This window comes from uncultured Thermomonas sp. (assembly GCF_937872235.1).
GTDB lineage: Bacteria > Pseudomonadota > Gammaproteobacteria > Xanthomonadales > Xanthomonadaceae > Thermomonas > Thermomonas beijingensis.
In genome coordinates this window covers 21141-38331 of the sequence record NZ_CALMPC010000056.1, presented here as the reverse complement: position 1 = coordinate 38331, position 17191 = coordinate 21141, and the positions used below count along the sequence as shown (strand labels likewise).

The 17191-nt window shown below is 61.5% G+C and carries 15 protein-coding genes; 5 read left to right on the top strand and 10 right to left on the bottom strand.

The genetic code is table 11. The features are described 5' to 3' along the window. Positions 1–92 precede the first annotated feature (92 nt). Both glmU and QWB57_RS04805 read left to right on the top strand, forming a co-directional pair. Positions 93–1463, top strand: a complete 1371-nt coding sequence (gene glmU / locus QWB57_RS04810) for a bifunctional UDP-N-acetylglucosamine diphosphorylase/glucosamine-1-phosphate N-acetyltransferase GlmU (protein ID WP_288968567.1) — start codon at positions 93–95, stop codon at positions 1461–1463. Then, the gene (locus QWB57_RS04805) at positions 1460–1783 is read left to right on the top strand and encodes a helix-hairpin-helix domain-containing protein (protein ID WP_288968566.1); all 324 of its coding nucleotides are present in this window, start codon (positions 1460–1462) and stop codon (positions 1781–1783) included. The genes glmU and QWB57_RS04805 overlap by 4 nt, the downstream gene beginning before the upstream one ends. An 84-nt stretch (positions 1784–1867) precedes the next feature. On the opposite strand, the gene QWB57_RS04800 is transcribed toward QWB57_RS04805, so the two are convergent. Further along, positions 1868–2698 (bottom strand): hypothetical protein, encoded by an 831-nt coding sequence (locus QWB57_RS04800; protein WP_288968564.1) that lies wholly within the window; start codon positions 2696–2698, stop codon positions 1868–1870. 23 nt (positions 2699–2721) lie between these two features. On the opposite strand from QWB57_RS04800, the gene QWB57_RS04795 reads away from it, so the two are divergent. Continuing rightward, positions 2722–3108: a hypothetical protein gene (locus tag QWB57_RS04795; RefSeq protein WP_223625318.1), complete on the top strand. Its 387-nt coding sequence runs from the start codon at positions 2722–2724 to the stop codon at positions 3106–3108. Here QWB57_RS04795 and QWB57_RS04790 read toward each other — a convergent pair. Genes QWB57_RS04790 through QWB57_RS04760 form a run of 7 tightly spaced genes read right to left on the bottom strand, consistent with a single transcriptional unit; the run spans position 3066 to position 11227 of the window. Continuing rightward, positions 3066–3842 (bottom strand): type II CAAX endopeptidase family protein, encoded by a 777-nt coding sequence (locus QWB57_RS04790; RefSeq protein WP_288968562.1) that lies wholly within the window; start codon positions 3840–3842, stop codon positions 3066–3068. The genes QWB57_RS04795 and QWB57_RS04790 overlap by 43 nt on opposite strands. 34 nt (positions 3843–3876) lie before the next feature. Continuing rightward, a complete protein-coding gene (locus QWB57_RS04785; RefSeq protein ID WP_288968561.1) occupies positions 3877–5190 on the bottom strand; it encodes an ATP-binding protein in 1314 nt (437 codons plus the stop codon). A 1-nt stretch (position 5191) separates the two neighbouring features. Then, positions 5192–6532, bottom strand: coding sequence for a sigma-54 dependent transcriptional regulator (locus QWB57_RS04780; RefSeq protein WP_288968560.1), 1341 nt, complete (start codon positions 6530–6532; stop codon positions 5192–5194). A gap of 22 nt (positions 6533–6554) precedes the next feature. Continuing rightward, on the bottom strand, positions 6555–7796 hold the full coding sequence (locus tag QWB57_RS04775; protein WP_288968558.1) for an FtsX-like permease family protein: 1242 nt from the start codon (positions 7794–7796) through the stop codon (positions 6555–6557). Between the two features lie 56 nt (positions 7797–7852). Beyond that, positions 7853–9154 carry an ABC transporter permease gene (locus QWB57_RS04770; protein WP_223625332.1) on the bottom strand — a complete coding sequence of 434 codons (1302 nt, stop codon included), beginning with the start codon at positions 9152–9154 and terminating at the stop codon, positions 7853–7855. A gap of 10 nt (positions 9155–9164) precedes the next feature. Then, a complete protein-coding gene (locus tag QWB57_RS04765) occupies positions 9165–9890 on the bottom strand; it encodes an ABC transporter ATP-binding protein (protein ID WP_223625335.1) in 726 nt (241 codons plus the stop codon). Between the two features lie 14 nt (positions 9891–9904). Beyond that, entirely contained in the window at positions 9905–11227 is a 1323-nt protein-coding gene (locus tag QWB57_RS04760) for an efflux RND transporter periplasmic adaptor subunit (RefSeq protein WP_288968555.1), read from the bottom strand. A gap of 158 nt (positions 11228–11385) precedes the next feature. On the opposite strand from QWB57_RS04760, the gene glmS reads away from it, so the two are divergent. Together glmS and QWB57_RS04750 are read left to right on the top strand one after the other, a co-directional pair. Beyond that, positions 11386–13218, top strand: a complete 1833-nt coding sequence (gene glmS, locus QWB57_RS04755; RefSeq protein ID WP_288968553.1) for a glutamine--fructose-6-phosphate transaminase (isomerizing) — start codon at positions 11386–11388, stop codon at positions 13216–13218. 140 nt (positions 13219–13358) lie between these two features. Continuing rightward, positions 13359–14693 (top strand): thymidine phosphorylase, encoded by a 1335-nt coding sequence (locus tag QWB57_RS04750; protein ID WP_223625344.1) that lies wholly within the window; start codon positions 13359–13361, stop codon positions 14691–14693. On the opposite strand, the gene QWB57_RS04745 is transcribed toward QWB57_RS04750, so the two are convergent. Beyond that, the gene (locus tag QWB57_RS04745) at positions 14674–15111 is read right to left on the bottom strand and encodes a cytidine deaminase (RefSeq protein ID WP_324296206.1); all 438 of its coding nucleotides are present in this window, start codon (positions 15109–15111) and stop codon (positions 14674–14676) included. The two genes, QWB57_RS04750 and QWB57_RS04745, sit on opposite strands and share 20 nt — an antisense overlap. Before the next feature lie 94 nt (positions 15112–15205). Beyond that, positions 15206–17098: a TonB-dependent receptor gene (locus QWB57_RS04740; protein ID WP_288968549.1), complete on the bottom strand. Its 1893-nt coding sequence runs from the start codon at positions 17096–17098 to the stop codon at positions 15206–15208. Positions 17099–17191 lie beyond the last annotated feature (93 nt).

Sequence of the window (17191 nt, the reverse complement as noted above, 5' to 3'; positions counted from 1 at the left end):
TCCCAAACCCCGCAGATATCCTCTGCGGGGTTTTTCTTTGGCGGGGCTTGGGATTGCGCGGTAACATCCAATCAAATTTCCGGGAGTCGAAAATGAGTGCAGCACTTCATGTCGTGATTCTTGCCGCTGGCGAAGGCAAGCGGATGAAGTCTGTGCTGCCCAAAGTCCTGCAAACAGTTGCCGGGCAGCCCATGCTCGCGCATGTCATCGCGGCGGCGCGTAAATTGAAACCCGCAGGTATTCATGTCGTGTTTGGTCACGGCGGCGATCAGGTGCGGTCAGCGTTTGCTGCGCAATCGGATTTGCTGTGGGCCGAGCAAGCGCACCAGTTGGGCACCGGGCATGCGGTGCAGCAGGCGATGGTGCAGATACCTGACGCTGCAAAAGTCCTGGTGCTGTATGGCGATGTGCCGTTGATTACGGCTGACTCCTTGCAGCGGCTACTTGCTGCACCCGCGAAGCTGGCGGTACTCGCGGCGGAATTGGCAAACCCAACGGGGTATGGCCGGATTTTGCGCGATAGTGAAGGGCATGTGGCTGCGATTGTTGAGCAAAAGGATGCCAGCGAAGACCATCTTCGTATCCGCATGGTCAATACTGGTGTGATCGCAGCGGAAGCTGCCTCGCTCAAGCGCTGGTTAGCGGGATTGTCGAATTGCAATGCACAAGGCGAGTACTACCTGACCGACGTGTTTGCCAGTGCAGCGCATGAATTTGCAGCTGCTGAAGTCGTGGTGGTTAACGACCCATTGGAAACCGAAGGGGCGAATGACCCTTGGCAGTTGGCGCAGCTGGAGCGTGCTTTTCAGCTGCGGCAGGTACGCAACTTGTGCATGGATGGAGCGCGGGTAGCGGATTTTGCGCGGGTGGATATCCGTGGTGTGGTGACTGTGGGACGGGATGTCGAGATTGATGCGGATGTGATTTTTGAAGGCACGGTGCGCTTGGGGGATGGCGTTCGCATCGGGCCGTTTTGCCGGATCAAGGATGCAGACATTGCAGCGGGTACGGTGGTGCGTGCGCATTGCGATATTGAAGGTGCGCAGATTGGAACGGGCGCGCAGATTGGGCCATATGCACGGCTACGCCCGGGCACGGTGCTGGCCGAGGATGTGCATGTTGGCAACTTCGTGGAAACCAAGAAAGCGACGTTGGGCCGGGGTAGCAAAGCCAATCATCTGAGTTATCTGGGTGACGCGGTGATCGGCAGCAAGGTCAATATTGGGGCCGGCACGATTACCTGCAATTACGACGGCGTGAACAAGTTCACCACCACGATTGGTGACGGGGTGTTCGTGGGTTCCAACAGTGCGTTGGTGGCACCTGTGAAGATTGGTGACGGGGCGACGATTGGTGCCGGCTCCACCATCAGCAAGGATGCGCCTGCCAACAAGCTGACAGTGGCGCGCGAACGCCAAATCACACTGGATGGCTGGCATCGGCCGGTCAAGAAGACCACATGAATCCGGCCCGGGTCAGGCGCGAAGCGGTGCGTATGCTGACCGACTTGCCCAATGTCGGGCCGGCGGTGGCCGGTGATCTGCGCATGCTGGGCATTGAGCAGCCGCAACAGCTGGTGGGGCGTGATGCGTGGGATATGTACGCGCAGTTATGTGTGCTGACGCGGCAGCAGCATGACCCTTGCGTGATCGACGTGTTCTTGTCCCTCACTGACTTTATTCAAGGGGGGCAGCCGCAGCCGTGGTGGTATTACACCGCGCAGCGCAAGGCGCAGCTGCGCTCAGCGAAGAACCGGGGCGGCGCCCCGATTGCAGGCGCATGAATTTAGGCCGTTGGGCAAATCGCGGGGCGCGTGGGTGGAATGGGCGCCTTCCCGCGCCGTAGACGACAGCAGTGATTGCCCGGTTCACGTGCCAGCAGGCGGAGGCAGCGGGAATTCGATCGCCGTCGGTGCCGCGAGCAGCAGCTTGGTCCGGTAGCCCCGGGCAGAAGCGTCTTCTTCCTTGAGGATGACGCGGGTCGTTTTTTCGATCCAGAATCGCTGAAAGCTGTTGCTCCCTGGCTTTCCGCTCTCGGTCTCGACCAGCCAGCAGGCGTGGCTCAGGCCATCTGCACCGGTCAGGTTGCGGTCGCCCAGCACCGTGTAATCCACGTCGATGGGTGCGGCCATGCCGACATCGAACATGCGGATGCGCAGGGTTCCGCCTTTCTCGAACGGCAGCAGGGGCAGCAGGGTCAGATCGGAATGCCAGTTCATCCACCAGCCTTGATTCATCGACGCGAACCCGGCGCGCATGGTGGCCAGGGAGGCTTCGGGCAGTTCGCCTTGCACGTGTCCCGTCGCCTTGCCTGGCTCGATGTAGGTCGTGATGTTTCGGTCTGGCGTCAGCCATGCGCTGGTTTGCGTCAGCGTGGCAATGTCCTGGCCCGAATGGACGGTGTGGGCGGTATGGACAACGCCGCCTTCGCTTTCCCAGTGCTGGTCGATGACCCAGTTGTCCTGCCCGCCCGAGTCGTCGTGGCTGACCCGGCTGGTAGCAAGCATTGCGCGCTTGATTCCGGTGTCGGCGACGCCGTGGAAATAGACCAGATAAGTCGATGTCGTTGGCCGCAGGCTGGAGATGTGCAGATCTTCCGGATTCACTCGGGTGACGGTATCCGCGCTGGCGTTGCCGACAGCCAGAGCAAGCAGCGCCGCTGCAGAAATTGCCTTGATGATCTTGATGGTCGGTTTCATGTGCAATGATGTTGTTTTAATGGGTGGAGCGCATGCGTCGAGGAACGTTGTTCATCGGGTGGGGAGCCATCATTCCCGGTCGGGAAACGATGGCGTCGAACGTGCTTCAGGACGCCATGGTTTTTTTGCACAAGCTCGAATCCGAAGGCGTGATTGACGGGATCGAGGTGGTGCTTCTGGAGCCGCATGGCGGCGATCTGGATGGGTTCGTCCTCATCAAGGGGCGTCTGGATCAACTGGCGCAACTGCGCGTGCAGGACGATTTTGTGAAGATGATCATCGGCGTGCGTCTGGTGCATTCCGGCGTTGGCGTGGTGGCGGGTCATTCCGGTCAGGAAATGCAGCCATACCTGCTGGCGTGGGCCGATCAGGAACGTCGATTGCTGGGTGCGTCCGAGGAAAAATCCTGATCGGTGTTCGGCTTTTCTCCGGAGGCTGCGGGGTAAAGGGCAATGAAGGCGAACAGGATGAGGTGCACGGCGGCTGAGATCCAGCGGCCCTCGACGGGATCTGCCATGGTCGTCTGCCAGGCCTGTGACAGCAGCGAATTACTGAGGTTCCAGCCCCAGTGCAGCCCGACCGCAGCCCACAGCGATTGCATGCGCCAGGCAGCGGCGGCGTAGGCCAGCCCCAAGCAGAACAGCCGGATTTGCTCGCTGACTCCCCAGTCGAGTCGCCAGATATGGTTCGCCGTATACAGCGCTGCGGAGGCGATGACATAAGATCCAAATCCCAGTGGTCGTGACGTGAACCGCAGCAAAAAGCCGCGGGTGAGGATGTCCTCGGCGATGGATGGAATGAACGTGGTGACCAGACCGATGCCGATGACGGTGAGTGAAAGGGGAGCCGCCGGGACGAATTGTTCGACGCCAAGACCGAGCGCAATGGCTTCGGCTGCCAGCTTGGCGATGCTGGCGAGCAGCAGGGTACTGACCAGCAGCGGCAGCCAACGTGTGGCGACCAGCCCATACGTGCGAAACCCGCCACCATCGATCCAGCGGCCGACTGGCCAGGCAAGCACCAACGTCAACACCATCAGCGCAGGCCCCAAGGGGCTTGTGGGTGCAAAGACGGTCTGGAGTCCTTCCGACGTCTGATACACGACGAGCAGCAACAGGAATCCAATGACAAGACGCGTGTTCATCGGCGGTATTCCGGTAAGGGCAGTGAAAGCGGAATCATCGGTCAGGCAACACCATCGATACACACAGCCCGCCGCCTTCACGGTTGAGCAAGGCGATGCGGCCGCCGTGGGCCTCGGCAATCTCGCGTGCGAGGGCCAGCCCCAGTCCGGTGCCATGGCGCTTGGTGGAATAAAACGGCAGCAGCGCATTGGCCAAGACGGCGGCATTCATCCCGCTGCCGCGATCCAACACTTCGATGCGCCAACTCTCCGGCAATTTGCGCACAGTGAGCCGCACTTCCCCAGGCGAAGACCCTGATTCATGCGCGTTCTTGAGCAGATTGATCAGGGTTTGTTCCAGTTGGGCGGCATCGATGCGGGCAATGCCGTCGGCGGGCTGCAGGTCGGCGCTGAACGCAACTTGCGAGCGCAATTGCTCGATGAAGCGCGACCACTCCACCGGGGCAAGACGTGGCGCTGGCAATTTGGCAAAGCGGGCGTAGTCGCGAATGAAGCCTTCCAGATGGCGGGCGCGCTCTTCAATCGTGGCAAGTGCCGAGGGCAGGCGCTCATATTGCTCGCGGCGCAGCAGCTCGGCGCCGGAGTGTGCCAGCGAGGCGATCGGTGCCAGCGAGTTGTTGAGCTCGTGACTGATTACGCGAATGACTTTCTTCCAGGTTTGCACTTCCTGCCTGCGCAACTCGGCGGTGAGCTGACGTAGCAAAATCAACGCATGCACACGGCCATTGAGGCGGAAGTTGCGCCGCGACAAATGATAAATGTCTTCGTCGTCCTCACTGCCCACGCTGAACATGCCATCGCCGCCACGTGCAAAGGCGTCCTGCACGGCAGGGTCGGCGTGGCCCAGGATGTCATCGAAATGATGACCCTCCAGTCGTTTGCCATCCCCCAGCAGTTTGCGTGCGGCAAGATTGCCCAGCACGATGCGTTGCGCCGGGTCGACCAGAATCATCGCCACCGGTGTGTTTTGCACCATGGTGTCGAGCAGCAATTCGCGTTGTACCAGGGCCAGCCGTTGCTCGCGCAACGCATCGCCTAATGCGTTGTGCGCGTTCACCAGTTCGCCAAGGTCGCCGCCGCCATCCCAGCGCACGCCAAAGCTGAAATCGCCATCGCGATAACTGGCCACGGTGCCGGCCAAGGCGCGAAACAGCGCACGATTAGGAGCCAGGATCCGCTGGACGATCCATAGGCAAGCGGCACCGACCAACACGCAAGGCAGGCCAATGGCGGCCCAGGGTTGCCACCATGTCGACAGCTGCACACTGCTGATGGCAACCGCGATCACGGCCACGCACAGCAGTGCACTGAACTTGCTGGCGATGGTGAGCCTGCGTAAGGCGCGCATGTCAGCTACGCGCAATGCCAAGGCGGTCGAGTCTGCGATACAAGGCTTGGCGCGACATGCCCAGTTCCGCTGCGGCCTGCGCCAACACACCACCACAGCGCGACAAGGCGGCTTCGATGCTGGCGCGGTCTGGCTCATCGCCACTGTTGGCAGGCAGCGGCGTGGTGGCAGTGGGCAGCGCAAGATCAGGGGTTTCGATGCGCTCACCACGGGCCAGCAATGCGGCGCGTTGCATCACATTGCGCAGCTCGCGCACATTGCCCGGCCAAGCGTGGCGTTGCAGCGTGCGTTCGGCGTCTTCACTCAAACGCTTGCCGGCAGGCAAAAAGTGATGGGCCAAAGGCAGAATATCGCGTGGGCGCTGCGCCAATGGGGGGATGCGCAGTTCAATACCGTTGAGGCGATAGAACAAGTCTTCGCGAAATTTTCCTTCGGCAATCAGCGCGGCCAGATCGGCATTGGTGGCACTGACGATGCGTACCTTCACGCTGCGCTCGCGGTTGCTGCCCAGTCGTTCGAAGCGGCCGGTTTCCAGCACCCGCAGCAACTTCACTTGCCCGGCCAGCGGCAAGGTGCCGATTTCATCCAGGAACAACGTACCGCCATCGGCCGCTTCGAACTTGCCCTCGCGTGATTTGCTGGCACCGGTGTAGGCGCCGGCATCGGCGCCAAACAATTCAGCTTCGATCAATTCACTCGGCAATGCCCCGCAATTGAGGGCCACGAATGGCCCGGACTTCACTGCGCTGTTGAAGTGCAGGATTTCGGCATAGCGTTCCTTGCCTGCCCCGTTGGGGCCGGTGATCAGCACGGGGATGTCGGCGCGTGCCACCTGACAGGCAAGTGCGAGTACGGCTTCGCTGGCAGGGTCTGCATACACGGTGCCACGCAAATCGAAATCGCGTTCGAGTGCGCTGCGGCGCTGGCGTTCGCTGCGATTGTTCTGTGCCAGCTGCCGCCTGCTTTCGCCCAGCTCCAGCAGGTTGTTGAGCGTGGTGATGAGTTTGCGGTCATCCCACGGCTTGGCCAGATAGTCGGCGGCGCCGGCCTTGATCAACTCCACGGCAGCTTCCAGATGCGTCCATGCGGTCAACAAAATCACCGGCAAATCCGGATGCGCTGCGCGAATTTGCTGGAACAGTGCCACGCCTTCTTCACCCGAGGTGGTGTCGGCGTGGAAGTTCATGTCCTGGATCACCAGATCAATCGGTGTCTGCGCCAGTACCGCAAGACCCGCCTGCGGCGAGTCTGCATGCACGCTGCGAATGTCGTGCAGTGACAGCAGTACTTCCAGCGCAGTGGCTACGGCAGCGTTGTCGTCGATGATCAGGATGGTGGGCATGCGGCGATTGTAATGTGGGTGCTCAGGCCGAGCGGGTGGCGATCGCCGGCGGCACCATGGCAGCACGCCGTGCCGGCCCCAGCACCGCAAGCTGGCCCAGTACCCACAGGATCAATGCACCGGCAGGCAAGTACAGCAATGGCAGGCGCGGCAGTTCGTATTTGCTCATCAACAACTGATTCAGGCCAAAGGCGAGCAGCATGCCCAGTGCGATACCGATGCCGGCAATCAGGAAATTTTCGATTTGGAAATAGCGCAGGATCTGGCCACGGGTGGCCCCCAGTGCGCGGCGAATCCCGATCTGCTTGGTGCGTTGTTGCACCCAGAAGCTGGCCAGACCCACGATGCCCAGCGCGGTAATCAAGAGCAGGCCCATGCACACCGCACCCAACAACCATGCCATCGCACGCGGTGCTTGATAGAACTCGTTGCGCAAGTCGGAGAATGGCTTGGTGTTTTCATCGAGGATGATGCGGTCATTGCCACGGCTGCGCAGCAGTTTGACGGCGGCCTTGAGGACTTCGGCGCGACGCTCCGGGGTGGTGCGAACCACGTAATTCCCACCCACGTTGTAGTGCGCGCGCAGCGGGAAGACCATCGTGTATTCGCGGGCGCTGGGGCCGCCTTGCAGGCTGGGACGCACAAGATGGTCTAACACGCCGATGACACGGGTGGGGCTGTCACCCCAGCTGTAAAACACCTTGCCAATGACTTGTGCCATCGGGATGCCGGGATAGAGTTTTTCTGCCATCTTGCGGGTCACGATGGCAGCAGGGATGCCGATCGGCTCCTTGCTGCTGTTGACGGCTTCAAAATCCAGATATTCATCCGGCCTGAAGCCACGCCCGGCAATCAGGCGGCTGCCGAATGTACTCAGAAAATGTTCATCCGCCATATAGCTGGTGGCAACGAGGGTGGTTTGTTGTTGCTCTGGCGTCAGGCGGACACCGCTGTTCCAGGAGGAATTCACGAACGGCACCTGATTGACCACGGTGGCATCCTTGACCCCGGGTATTGCACGCAGCGCGGCCAAATCGGTGCGGGTGCGGGCGGTGGCATTGTCATCGCTGCCGCTGCTCGTCAATTGGATGCGCAGCAGTTCACGTTCGGCAATGCCACTGGGTTCATTGACCTGACTGACACGGTCACCAATCATGAACAGTGCATTGCAGATGATGGCGCAGGTCAGCGCAATTTCGAGCACGATCAAGGCGGCTGCGGTCTTGTGGCGCGCCAGCGTGGACAGGATGGGGCGAATTTCCATGGGGTGCTCCGTTTTTGCTTGTCATTCCCGCGTACGCGGGAATGCTGGGGATAAGGTCATTGCGACTTGAGCTGGATGGCTGGCGTCACCTGCATCGCCCGCCATGCCGGCAGCAGGCCTGCCAGCAGGCTGGCCACAATGGCCAGCACAAAGGTGACCAGCAGCATGCCAAGGTCAAGATGGGCCAGCTTGGCGTAGCTGGCAGGCTGCATGCGCACTGCCCACAAGCCCAGCAAGGACAGCCCCAAGCCAACCACACCACCGGCCAGTCCAATCATTCCGGCTTCCACCAGGCATTGCTTGAAAATCTCCCGCCGCGATGCGCCCAGCGCCCGTCGCACGCCGATTTCGCCACTGCGACGCAGGAACTTGGCTAGCAGCAGCCCCACCGTGTTGACCATGCACACCAGCAGAAAGCCAAAACCCAACCACAACTGCAGCACCACATCGGAGGGCACCACTTTGTTGTAGGTCAGCCATTGCATGACATTGCTCAGGCGCACATTGGTCGGCCGCTCGAAGCGCCCGGCCTTGCGTTGCAAGTCGGAATAATTGCTCAGGTAGTTGCGATAGGCGCTGACTTTGTCGGCACTATCGAGTTCTACCCAATACTGGATCCACGCACAGGGCGCGTTTTCGGCGGTGTTGTCACCACGGCTATCAGCCCAGCAGTTCATGCTGCCATTGCGGCCCATCTGCAAATCACGCGAGGTCGAAAACGGCAGGAAAATATCCTCGTTGCCGCCATAGGTGTCGCGGTTCATGTCATAAAACGCGGGTGTCGGCTTCCACTCCGCCATCACCCCGACAATGGTGAAATCGCTTTGATCCAGGCGCAATGTCTTGCCCACGCTGTTGCCACCGGCAAACAGACGTTGGTTGAGCGAACGCGTGATGACCGCAACCCGCGCATGCGCCGCATCGTCCTTGGCGGCCCAGCCATTGCCATGCAGAAATGGCACATCGAACATCGGGAAAAAATCCGCGCTGGTATAGCGCGCATCCGAGCGGAACGGGATCAGCCCGGATTGTCCCGGGATCACCGCCACGTTGCCGCCGGTCATCATTGCTTGCCGATCCGCACGCTTTTCCTTCAGCAGGGTTTCGGAATCAAAGCGGGTCATCTGGTCTTGCGGGTCGCCACCTGGCCGATAACCCAGTTTGCTTTCAGGGTCCATCTGCACGTAGAACAACTGGCTGCTTTTTTGCGGGATGGGATCCCCGGACAGCACATGGAATACGGTCAGCGTGGTCATGCAGGCGCCGATGCCAAGTGCAATGGCCAGCACCATCAGCGCGGTCAGTGCCTTGTTGCGCTTGAAGCTGCGCAGGGCGAGGTTGAGGTAATAGCCGAGCATGGCGGTGTCCTCAGGCAGTCGTGGTGCTGGCGCTGTTGGAATGCAGCGAGCGTTGCAGGGCGGAGGTGACGGACAAGTCGGTCGCCATGCCATCGACGATGTGCACATTGCGTTGCGCGCGCGCGGCCAGTTCCGGGTCGTGGGTCACCATTACAATGGTGGTGCCTTGCTCGTTGATATCTTCCAGCAGCTCCATCACGCTGCGCGCCATCTGCGAATCCAGGTTGCCGGTGGGTTCGTCGGCCAGCAATAGCTTGGGGCTACCTGCCAGTGCGCGTGCAATCGCGGCGCGTTGCTGCTGCCCGCCGGAGAGTTCCGCCGGATAGTGCTTCATGCGCGAACCAAGGCCCACCATGCCCAGTGCATCTTCAATGCGCAGCTTGCGTTCGGCCGCGGGCATGCCGCGATAGCGCAGCGGTACGTCGCAGTTGTCGAACAGGTTCAAATCGGGGATCAGGTTGAAACCCTGGAAAATGAAGCCGATCTTTTCATTGCGCAGTTTGCTGCGGGCGTTGTCGTTCAAGCCTTTGACGTTGATGCCATCGAGCATGTAGTCGCCGCCGGTAAATTCTTCCAGCAAGCCTGCGATATTGAGGAAGGTGGTCTTGCCCGAACCCGATGGCCCGGTCACTGCGACGAATTCGCCATCGGCGACATGCAGGTCGAGCGAGCGTAGTGCGTGGGTTTCCACCAATTCTGTGCGATAGACCTTGGTGACCTGATGCATGTTCAGCATGGTGAGGAGTCCTGTTAGTTTCCGGAAATACGGACGCGGTCCGCGTTGTTGAATTGGTCGGTGCCCGAGACCACGATGCGGTCACCGACGTTCAGGCCCGAGGTGATTTCGACACTGGAGAGAGATGCAGCGCCGGTGCGAATGGGGCGGCGCACGGCGCTGCTGCCATCCACCACGTAGGCCACGTTGCCACCGTCTTGTTCAAGGAAGGGGCCGCGCTCGACCATCAGCACGTGCTTGCGCGTGTCCATCACGATGCGAACCGACAAGCGTTGGTTCTGGCGCAATCCCGGTGGCTGCTTACCATTGGCAAAGCGCACGCGCGCGGTCACTTCACCGTTGACAACCTCGGGCGACACCGCCGCAATTTCAGCGGGGAAGGTAGCGTTGTTGGCACTGATCTGTGCCGGCATGCCGATGCCAAGATCGCGTGCGAAGCTTTCCGGCACTTTCATTTCCACTTCGAACTTGGACAGATCCACCACACTCAACACCGGACCATTGGCAATCACTTGCGTACCCTGTGGTACTTGCACTTGCCCCACTTGGCCGTCGAACGGTGCGCGCAGGGTCAACAGTTCCACTTGGCGGCGCGCTTCGGCCACCACGGCTTGTTGGCGCTGCGCTTGGAGTTGCTTGTTGCGCGCATCCAGGCTTGCACCGGCGCTTTGCAAGGAAAAATCGCGCTGTGCGGCGGCAAGGCCGATATCGGCCTTCTTCATCATGTCCTGGGCGCGATTCAAATCATTCTTGGGCACCGCGCCGCCATCGAATGCACGCTGGTAGCGCTCCAGATCGCGTTGTGCCGCAGTGCGATCGACGCTGGCCTGGTCAAGTGCACGCTGCGCGTTGGCGCGTGCGATTTGCGCGTCCAGCTGCGCGCGGCTGGCGGCGGCTTCAAAGCTTGCCAACGTGGATTCTTCTTGCACCAGCTTGCTGCGCAGCTCGGGGCTGTCAATCGTGGCCAGCGCTTGGCCACGGGTCACCTTGTCACCGGCAACGATGGACAGGTGCACGGTGCCGGCAGCGATGGCATACAGCGTGGGGCTGTTGGAGGCGATCACTTTGCCTTCGGCACTGAGGTCGCGCACCAAGTCACCACGGGTCACTTGCGCGATGCGGATCCGCGAAGCATCGAACGATTGCGCGCCACCCATCCAACGGGACGCCACCCATGTGGTCAGCAGCAGCACGCCTGTGCCCGCGATGACAGGCACGATCCATTTGCGGCGACTGGGCGCGGCGTGTGCCATGCGCTGATCTTGGCCGGCGGTATCGCGGATGCGGCCACGGGGGGCGGTGGCCGGGTGCGCGGGCGAGGTTGATTGCTTATCCATACCCGCTATGAAGCAACTACCGTGCCAACTACAAGTTATTGAAAAATATGGGAAATAATTCTTGTGCTGCGTCCGTTGGACAAGCGGATGCGTCCGTGCGGACACAGTCGACCGCTGGCACCGTTACACTGCCGGCTTGGACTTTGGAGTAATGCTGCATGTGTGGAATCGTTGGTGCCATCGCGCAACGTGATGTGGTTCCCTTGCTGGTGGATGGCCTGAAGCGGCTGGAATATCGCGGCTATGATTCGGCCGGAATTGCGGTGGTGGTGGCCGATAGCGTGCGCCGCGTGCGGCGCACTGGGCGAGTGGCCGAGATGGAAGCGGCGGCGCTGGCCGAGGGGCTGGGAGCCAATCTTGGCATCGGGCACACCCGCTGGGCCACGCATGGTGGCGTGACCGAATCCAACGCGCATCCACATATCAGCGATGGCGAATTGGCCTTAGTGCACAACGGCATCATCGAAAACCACGAAGCGCAGCGCGAACGTCTGCGCGCTTTGGGCTATGCGTTTGAATCGCAGACCGACACCGAAGTGGTAGCCCATTTGATTCATCACCACCGCAAGCAAGGGGTGAGTTTGCTTGCAGCACTGCAGGCGACGGTGAAGGAGTTGCACGGTGCCTATGCATTGGCGGTGATCGACAAGCGCGACCCGGCGACGCTGGTGACCGCACGTATGGGCTGCCCGTTATTGATCGGGTTGGGCGAGGGCGAAAATTTCGTTGCTTCGGATGTGTCCGCGATTGTGTCGGCCACGCGGCGGGTGATCTTTCTGGAAGAAGGCGATACCGCCGAGCTGACCTGTGATGGCGTGCGCGTGTTTGACGCCAGCGATGCGCAGGTGATGCGTGAAGTGCACGTGTCGGAAGTGTCACTGGCATCGCTGGAACTCGGGCCGTATCGGCATTTCATGCAGAAAGAAATTCACGAGCAGCCACGCGCCATTGCCGATACAGTAGAGGGCATCTTGGATGCCGGTGGCTTTGATGCCGCACTGTTTGGCAAAGACGCGGACGCCGTGCTGGCGGATGTGGCGTCGGTCCAGATTCTCGCCTGCGGGACCAGTTATTACGCCGGTTTGACCGCACGCTATTGGATCGAAGCCATCGCCGGGTTGCCATGTGCGGTGGATATCGCCAGCGAGTACCGCTATCGCAGCGTGGTCGGCAACCCGAAGCAGCTGGTGGTCACCATTTCGCAATCTGGCGAAACGCTGGACACGATGGAGGCGTTGAAATACGCCAAGGCCCAAGGACAGGATAAAACCCTGTCGATTTGCAATGTACCGGAAAGCGCGCTACCGCGGGCCAGCAAGTTGGTATTGCATACCCGTGCCGGTGCGGAAATCGGGGTCGCTTCCACCAAGGCATTCACCACCCAGTTGGTTGCACTGTTCGCGCTGGCCGCCACCTTGGGCAAGCTGCGCGGCCGCGTCGATGCCGTGCAGCAGGCCGACTTCTTGAATGCGTTGCGTCACTTGCCAGGCAGTGTGCAGCACGCACTCAATTTGGAGCCGCAGGTGGCCTTATGGGCAGAGAAATTCGCACCACGGCAGCATGCGCTGTTTCTGGGGCGTGGTACCCACTACCCGATCGCGCTGGAGGGCGCGCTCAAGCTCAAGGAAATCTCCTACATTCATGCCGAAGGCTACCCGGCGGGCGAACTGAAGCATGGCCCGCTGGCACTGGTGGACACGCAAATGCCGGTGGTGGTGATTGCTCCCAACGATGCACTGCTGGAGAAGGTCAAATCCAATATCCAGGAGGTGCGCGCACGGGGTGGCGAAATGTTCGTGTTCACCGATGCCGACAGCAGCTTCAGTGCATCCGAGGGCGTGCATGTGATTCGCACGCCGCGCCATGTGGGCATTTTGTCGCCGATCGTGCACGCCATCCCGGTGCAACTACTGGCCTATCACACCGCATTGGCACGCGGCACCGATGTGGACAAGCCCCGCAATCTGGCCAAATCGGTGACGGTGGAATAAGCAGCCGCCAGTTGTCCCAGATCAAGGAGCGGGCACACCGGCTTGCCTAGTCTGGTGCGGCCGGTCGGCGGCTGCAGCCTTGCTATGTGGATGCCTTTGTTTTCGCCTATTGCCAGCGGTCGTTGCCGCGCAGGTTGTGCATGAGTGACTGGCCTGCAGCGCTATTGATTCGCGCCAAGCGGGAAGGGCGAAGTCTGGATGCCCCGCAGTGGAAGGCGTTGGCCGATGGTATCGCCAGCAACGGCTGGAGTGAGGGCCAAGTGGGCGCAATGGCGATGGCGATTGCGTGGCGCGGCTTGGGCACGCAAGAATGCCGCGACTTCACTTATGCCCTGCGTGATTCCGGGCGTTGTCTGGATTGGCGTGACTTGCCCGGACCGGTGCTGGATAAGCACTCCACCGGCGGCGTGGGCGATTGCGTCAGCCTTGCGCTGGCCCCGTTGGTGGCCGCATGTGGTGGGTATGTGCCGATGATTTCGGGGCGCGGCTTGGGGCACACCGGCGGCACCTTGGACAAGTTGGAAAGCGTGCCCGGCGTGGATGTCCAGCTAGATCCGGCACGTTTGCAGCGACTGGTGCGCGAGGTGGGTTGTGCCATTGTTGGTCAAACAGCGGACCTGGTGCCCGCTGATCGGCGCTTGTACGCGGTGCGCGATGTGACGGCCACGGTCGATGTGCCGGACTTGATCGTGGCCTCAATCCTGTCGAAAAAACTTGCCGGTGGTGCGCAAGCCTTGGTGTTGGATATCAAGACGGGCAGTGGCGCGCAAACGCCCGATGTGGCAATGGCCGAAGCCTTGGCGGCACGGATGCAGGCGGTCGCCGCCGGGAGCGGCTTGCAGCTGGCGACCGCACTGACCGACATGGGTCAGGTGTTGGGGCGCGATGCCGGCAACGCATTGGAGCTGCGCGCCATCATCGACTTGCTAACCGGTGGTCCGGCTTGCCCACGCTTGCGTGCATTGGTGCTGGCATTGTCGGCACGGCTGTTGCTGCTGGGTGGGTTGGCTGCGACTGATGCGGATGCAGAGGCACAGTTGCAGCATGCCTTGCACAGTGGCGCGGCCGCCGAGCGCTTGGCGCGCATGTTGGCAGCGCTGGGTGCGCCGCATGATGTGTTGCAACGGCCGGCGCATTATTTGCCCACTGCGCCCGTGCATTACGCGGTAACCGCAGACCGTGCCGGCTTTGTGCAGACCATCGATGTGCGCAGTGTGGGCGAATGCGTGGTGGATCTGGGCGGCGGACGGCGCGTGGCCGGTGCCCGCATTGATCCGGCCGTGGGCTTGAGTCAGGTGTGCGGGCGTGGCCAGTACGTTGCGCATGGCGCACCACTCGCTGTGGTGCATGCGCGTAATCAAGCCGATGCCGAACGTGCCGCAGACAGTGTGCGTGCGGCGTTTTGCTTGGGCGAAGCCGCCCCTGGCGAAGTTGCAGCGTGGCGCTGGTTGGATGCTACTGCGCCGGCAAAATAAAGCGATATGGCAGCAGGGCATCGACATCCACTTCAACCCAACTGCCATCGGGCTGCCGAAAACTCACGCCAGCCTCGATGCCGAATTCAATCAATGCTTGTCGGCAGGCACCACAGGGAGACACGGGTAGCGGTGTGCCGGTATCGCTGAATGCCGCGACTGCAATTGCAGCCAAGCGAAAAGCTGCACCTTCCGCTTGTACTGCTGCGGCAATCGCTGCGCGTTCGGCGCAGCCACCGATGGAATACGAAGCGTTTTCAACATTGCAACCGGCGTACACCGCGCCACTGGTGGCGCGTAACGCGGCTCCTACCCGCAGTTTCGAGTACGGGGCATAGGCATGTTGCGCGGTCTGTTCGGCCAATGTGCGTAGTGACGTGAAGTCGGGCATCACTGTGGATGTGTCAGCGGGAAGCATTGCATGGTGGCACGGGTGCTTGCCTGTCACAAACAAAAACCCGGCATCGGCGCCGGGTTTTCGCTTCCGTGCGGGCTAGCTCCGAAACGAGGCGTTACTGGTCCGGCTGCCAGCGCAAGCTGAGGGTGTACTCGCGGCCGGGCTGGGCATACCAGGCGCTGGTCTGATAGCGCTTGTCGAAGGCATTGACCACGTTGGCTTGCAGTGTCCAGCCCTTTGCCAAACGCCATGACGCGCGGGCGTCCAGCGTGCCGTAGCCACCCACGCGCAGGCTGTTGGCCACATCATCCCAGCGCGACGCTTCGGCAATGCCGCTGATGCCAAAGCCCCAGTCGCCAATATCGCGATCCAAGTCCAGCCGCGCGCTGCGGGTGGGGCGACGGGCCAGTTGCTTGCCGTGGTTTGTCCCCGCGCTTTGGTTGCGTGCATCCAGCCAGCTGAGTTGGCCACGCAGCGACCAGTCACCCAGCGCCAGAACGCCGGTCAACTCAACCCCACGAATGCGCGCCGAGTCCACATTGACCGGCTTGAACTGCGAGGAATCCCAAGCGATCAGATCGCTGACCCGGGTCTGATACGCATTGGCCTGCAGCTGCCAGCCGTCACCGCTGCGCGTCAGCGACAGTTCGCTGCTGCGGGCGTCTTCGGGGCGCAGCAACGGATTGCTGGCGCCGGGGTAGTACAGCTCGTTGAAGGTGGGCGCCTTGAACGCGGTGGCATGGCTGGCCGTCACCCGCCAGCCTGCGGCAAGGTTCATGCCCCAGGCCATCCCGCCGGTGGTGTGGCCACCGAATTGATCGTTGTCATCGTGGCGCAGCGACAGTTGCAGGTCCTGCTTGCCGAACGTGCCTTGGTATTGCGCAAAACCGGCACGGTTGCCACGCCTTGCGGTGAACGGTGACCACGGATCCTGGGTGGCGGCGGCATCGCGCAGCCAATCAAACCCGGTGGTGAGTACCTGTGCCTGCGCCAGTGTGAAGTCGGCTTGCAGGTTGCCGGTATCACGCGTGGTGACGAAGCGGTTGCTGAACACTGTACCCAGATAGTTGACCGAATCATCGGTGTTGCGGCCCAGCGTCAACTTCAATTGCACCCTTTGCGAGGGCGTCCAGCGCGCACTGCCGCCCACGGTCTGCTGCACGATGTCGGAGTTGTCCACGTAGTTGCCGTCGTAATCGTTATGGCCGATGGCGCGGGTGGCGCGTGCATCCAGCTGCCATGCGGTGCTGGGCGAGAAATCGGCGTGCACGCCCGCACTGTTGTTGCGATAACCATCGCGATCCAGATGCGTGCCCGGCACGATAAAGCAGCCGGCGCCCGCCCACGTGGCAGGGTTGTAATCCCCCAGGCAGGCATTGATGCCAGCGGTGGATTGGTGCGCCACAGCCACACCTACACCACCGCGTGCACCGCGCAGTTCCACACCGGCAGAGGTCTCGCGCAAGTGGTTGCTGCCGATTGCAATCCGCGCATGGCCATGCGTGCCTGCACGGCTGTCACGGCGGGTGAAAATCTGGATCACGCCGCCGATGGCATCGGCCCCATACAACGATGAGCGCGGCCCGCGCACGATTTCGATATGGTCGATCTGCGCCAGCGGAATATCCTGTAGCGAGGTCAGGCCCGAGGTGGTCGAACCCACGCGCACGCCGTCGATCAAAAACAAGGTGTGGTCTGATTCAGTGCCACGCATGAACAACGTCGACAGCTTGCCCAGCCCACCTTGGTTGATGAGGGTGATGCCGGCGCGACCGCGCAGCAATTCGGGCAGTGAGCGCGCGCTGCTGGCGTCGATTTGTGCGCGGTCGATCACTTCCACAGCGGCCAGCGCGGCATCGACGGTGGCAGGCGTGCGCGTGGCGGTGACAATCACTTTGTCGAGGTCTTTGGCGGCATCTGCCGCAAACGCGATGCCGGGCAAGGACAAGGCCAGTGCCAGGGTGCAGCTCAAGGGGGACAAGCGAAGCAGGGTGTTGCGCGATTGCATGTGAGTCTCTCCGGCGTGCCAATCCGCACGCCATGGCGAAGGGGACGGTTGCAATACGGGCGGAACACGTAGACGGGCGATGCAGCAAGCAGC

What these genes read in the sequence shown, in the direction of transcription:
- glmU (WP_288968567.1), top strand. Translation starts at nt 93, where the DNA reads ATGAGTGCAGCACTTCATGTCGTGATTCTTGCCGCTGGCGAAGGCAAG.
- QWB57_RS04805 (WP_288968566.1), top strand. Translation starts at nt 1,460, where the DNA reads ATGAATCCGGCCCGGGTCAGGCGCGAAGCGGTGCGTATGCTGACCGAC.
- QWB57_RS04800 (WP_288968564.1), bottom strand. Translation starts at nt 2,698, where the DNA reads ATGAAACCGACCATCAAGATCATCAAGGCAATTTCTGCAGCGGCGCTG.
- QWB57_RS04790 (WP_288968562.1), bottom strand. Translation starts at nt 3,842, where the DNA reads ATGAACACGCGTCTTGTCATTGGATTCCTGTTGCTGCTCGTCGTGTAT.
- QWB57_RS04785 (WP_288968561.1), bottom strand. Translation starts at nt 5,190, where the DNA reads ATGCGCGCCTTACGCAGGCTCACCATCGCCAGCAAGTTCAGTGCACTG.
- QWB57_RS04780 (WP_288968560.1), bottom strand. Translation starts at nt 6,532, where the DNA reads ATGCCCACCATCCTGATCATCGACGACAACGCTGCCGTAGCCACTGCG.
- QWB57_RS04775 (WP_288968558.1), bottom strand. Translation starts at nt 7,796, where the DNA reads ATGGAAATTCGCCCCATCCTGTCCACGCTGGCGCGCCACAAGACCGCA.
- QWB57_RS04770 (WP_223625332.1), bottom strand. Translation starts at nt 9,154, where the DNA reads ATGCTCGGCTATTACCTCAACCTCGCCCTGCGCAGCTTCAAGCGCAAC.
- QWB57_RS04765 (WP_223625335.1), bottom strand. Translation starts at nt 9,890, where the DNA reads ATGCTGAACATGCATCAGGTCACCAAGGTCTATCGCACAGAATTGGTG.
- QWB57_RS04760 (WP_288968555.1), bottom strand. Translation starts at nt 11,227, where the DNA reads ATGGATAAGCAATCAACCTCGCCCGCGCACCCGGCCACCGCCCCCCGT.
- glmS (WP_288968553.1), top strand. Translation starts at nt 11,386, where the DNA reads ATGTGTGGAATCGTTGGTGCCATCGCGCAACGTGATGTGGTTCCCTTG.
- QWB57_RS04750 (WP_223625344.1), top strand. Translation starts at nt 13,359, where the DNA reads ATGAGTGACTGGCCTGCAGCGCTATTGATTCGCGCCAAGCGGGAAGGG.
- QWB57_RS04745 (WP_324296206.1), bottom strand. Translation starts at nt 15,111, where the DNA reads ATGCTTCCCGCTGACACATCCACAGTGATGCCCGACTTCACGTCACTA.
- QWB57_RS04740 (WP_288968549.1), bottom strand. Translation starts at nt 17,098, where the DNA reads ATGCAATCGCGCAACACCCTGCTTCGCTTGTCCCCCTTGAGCTGCACC.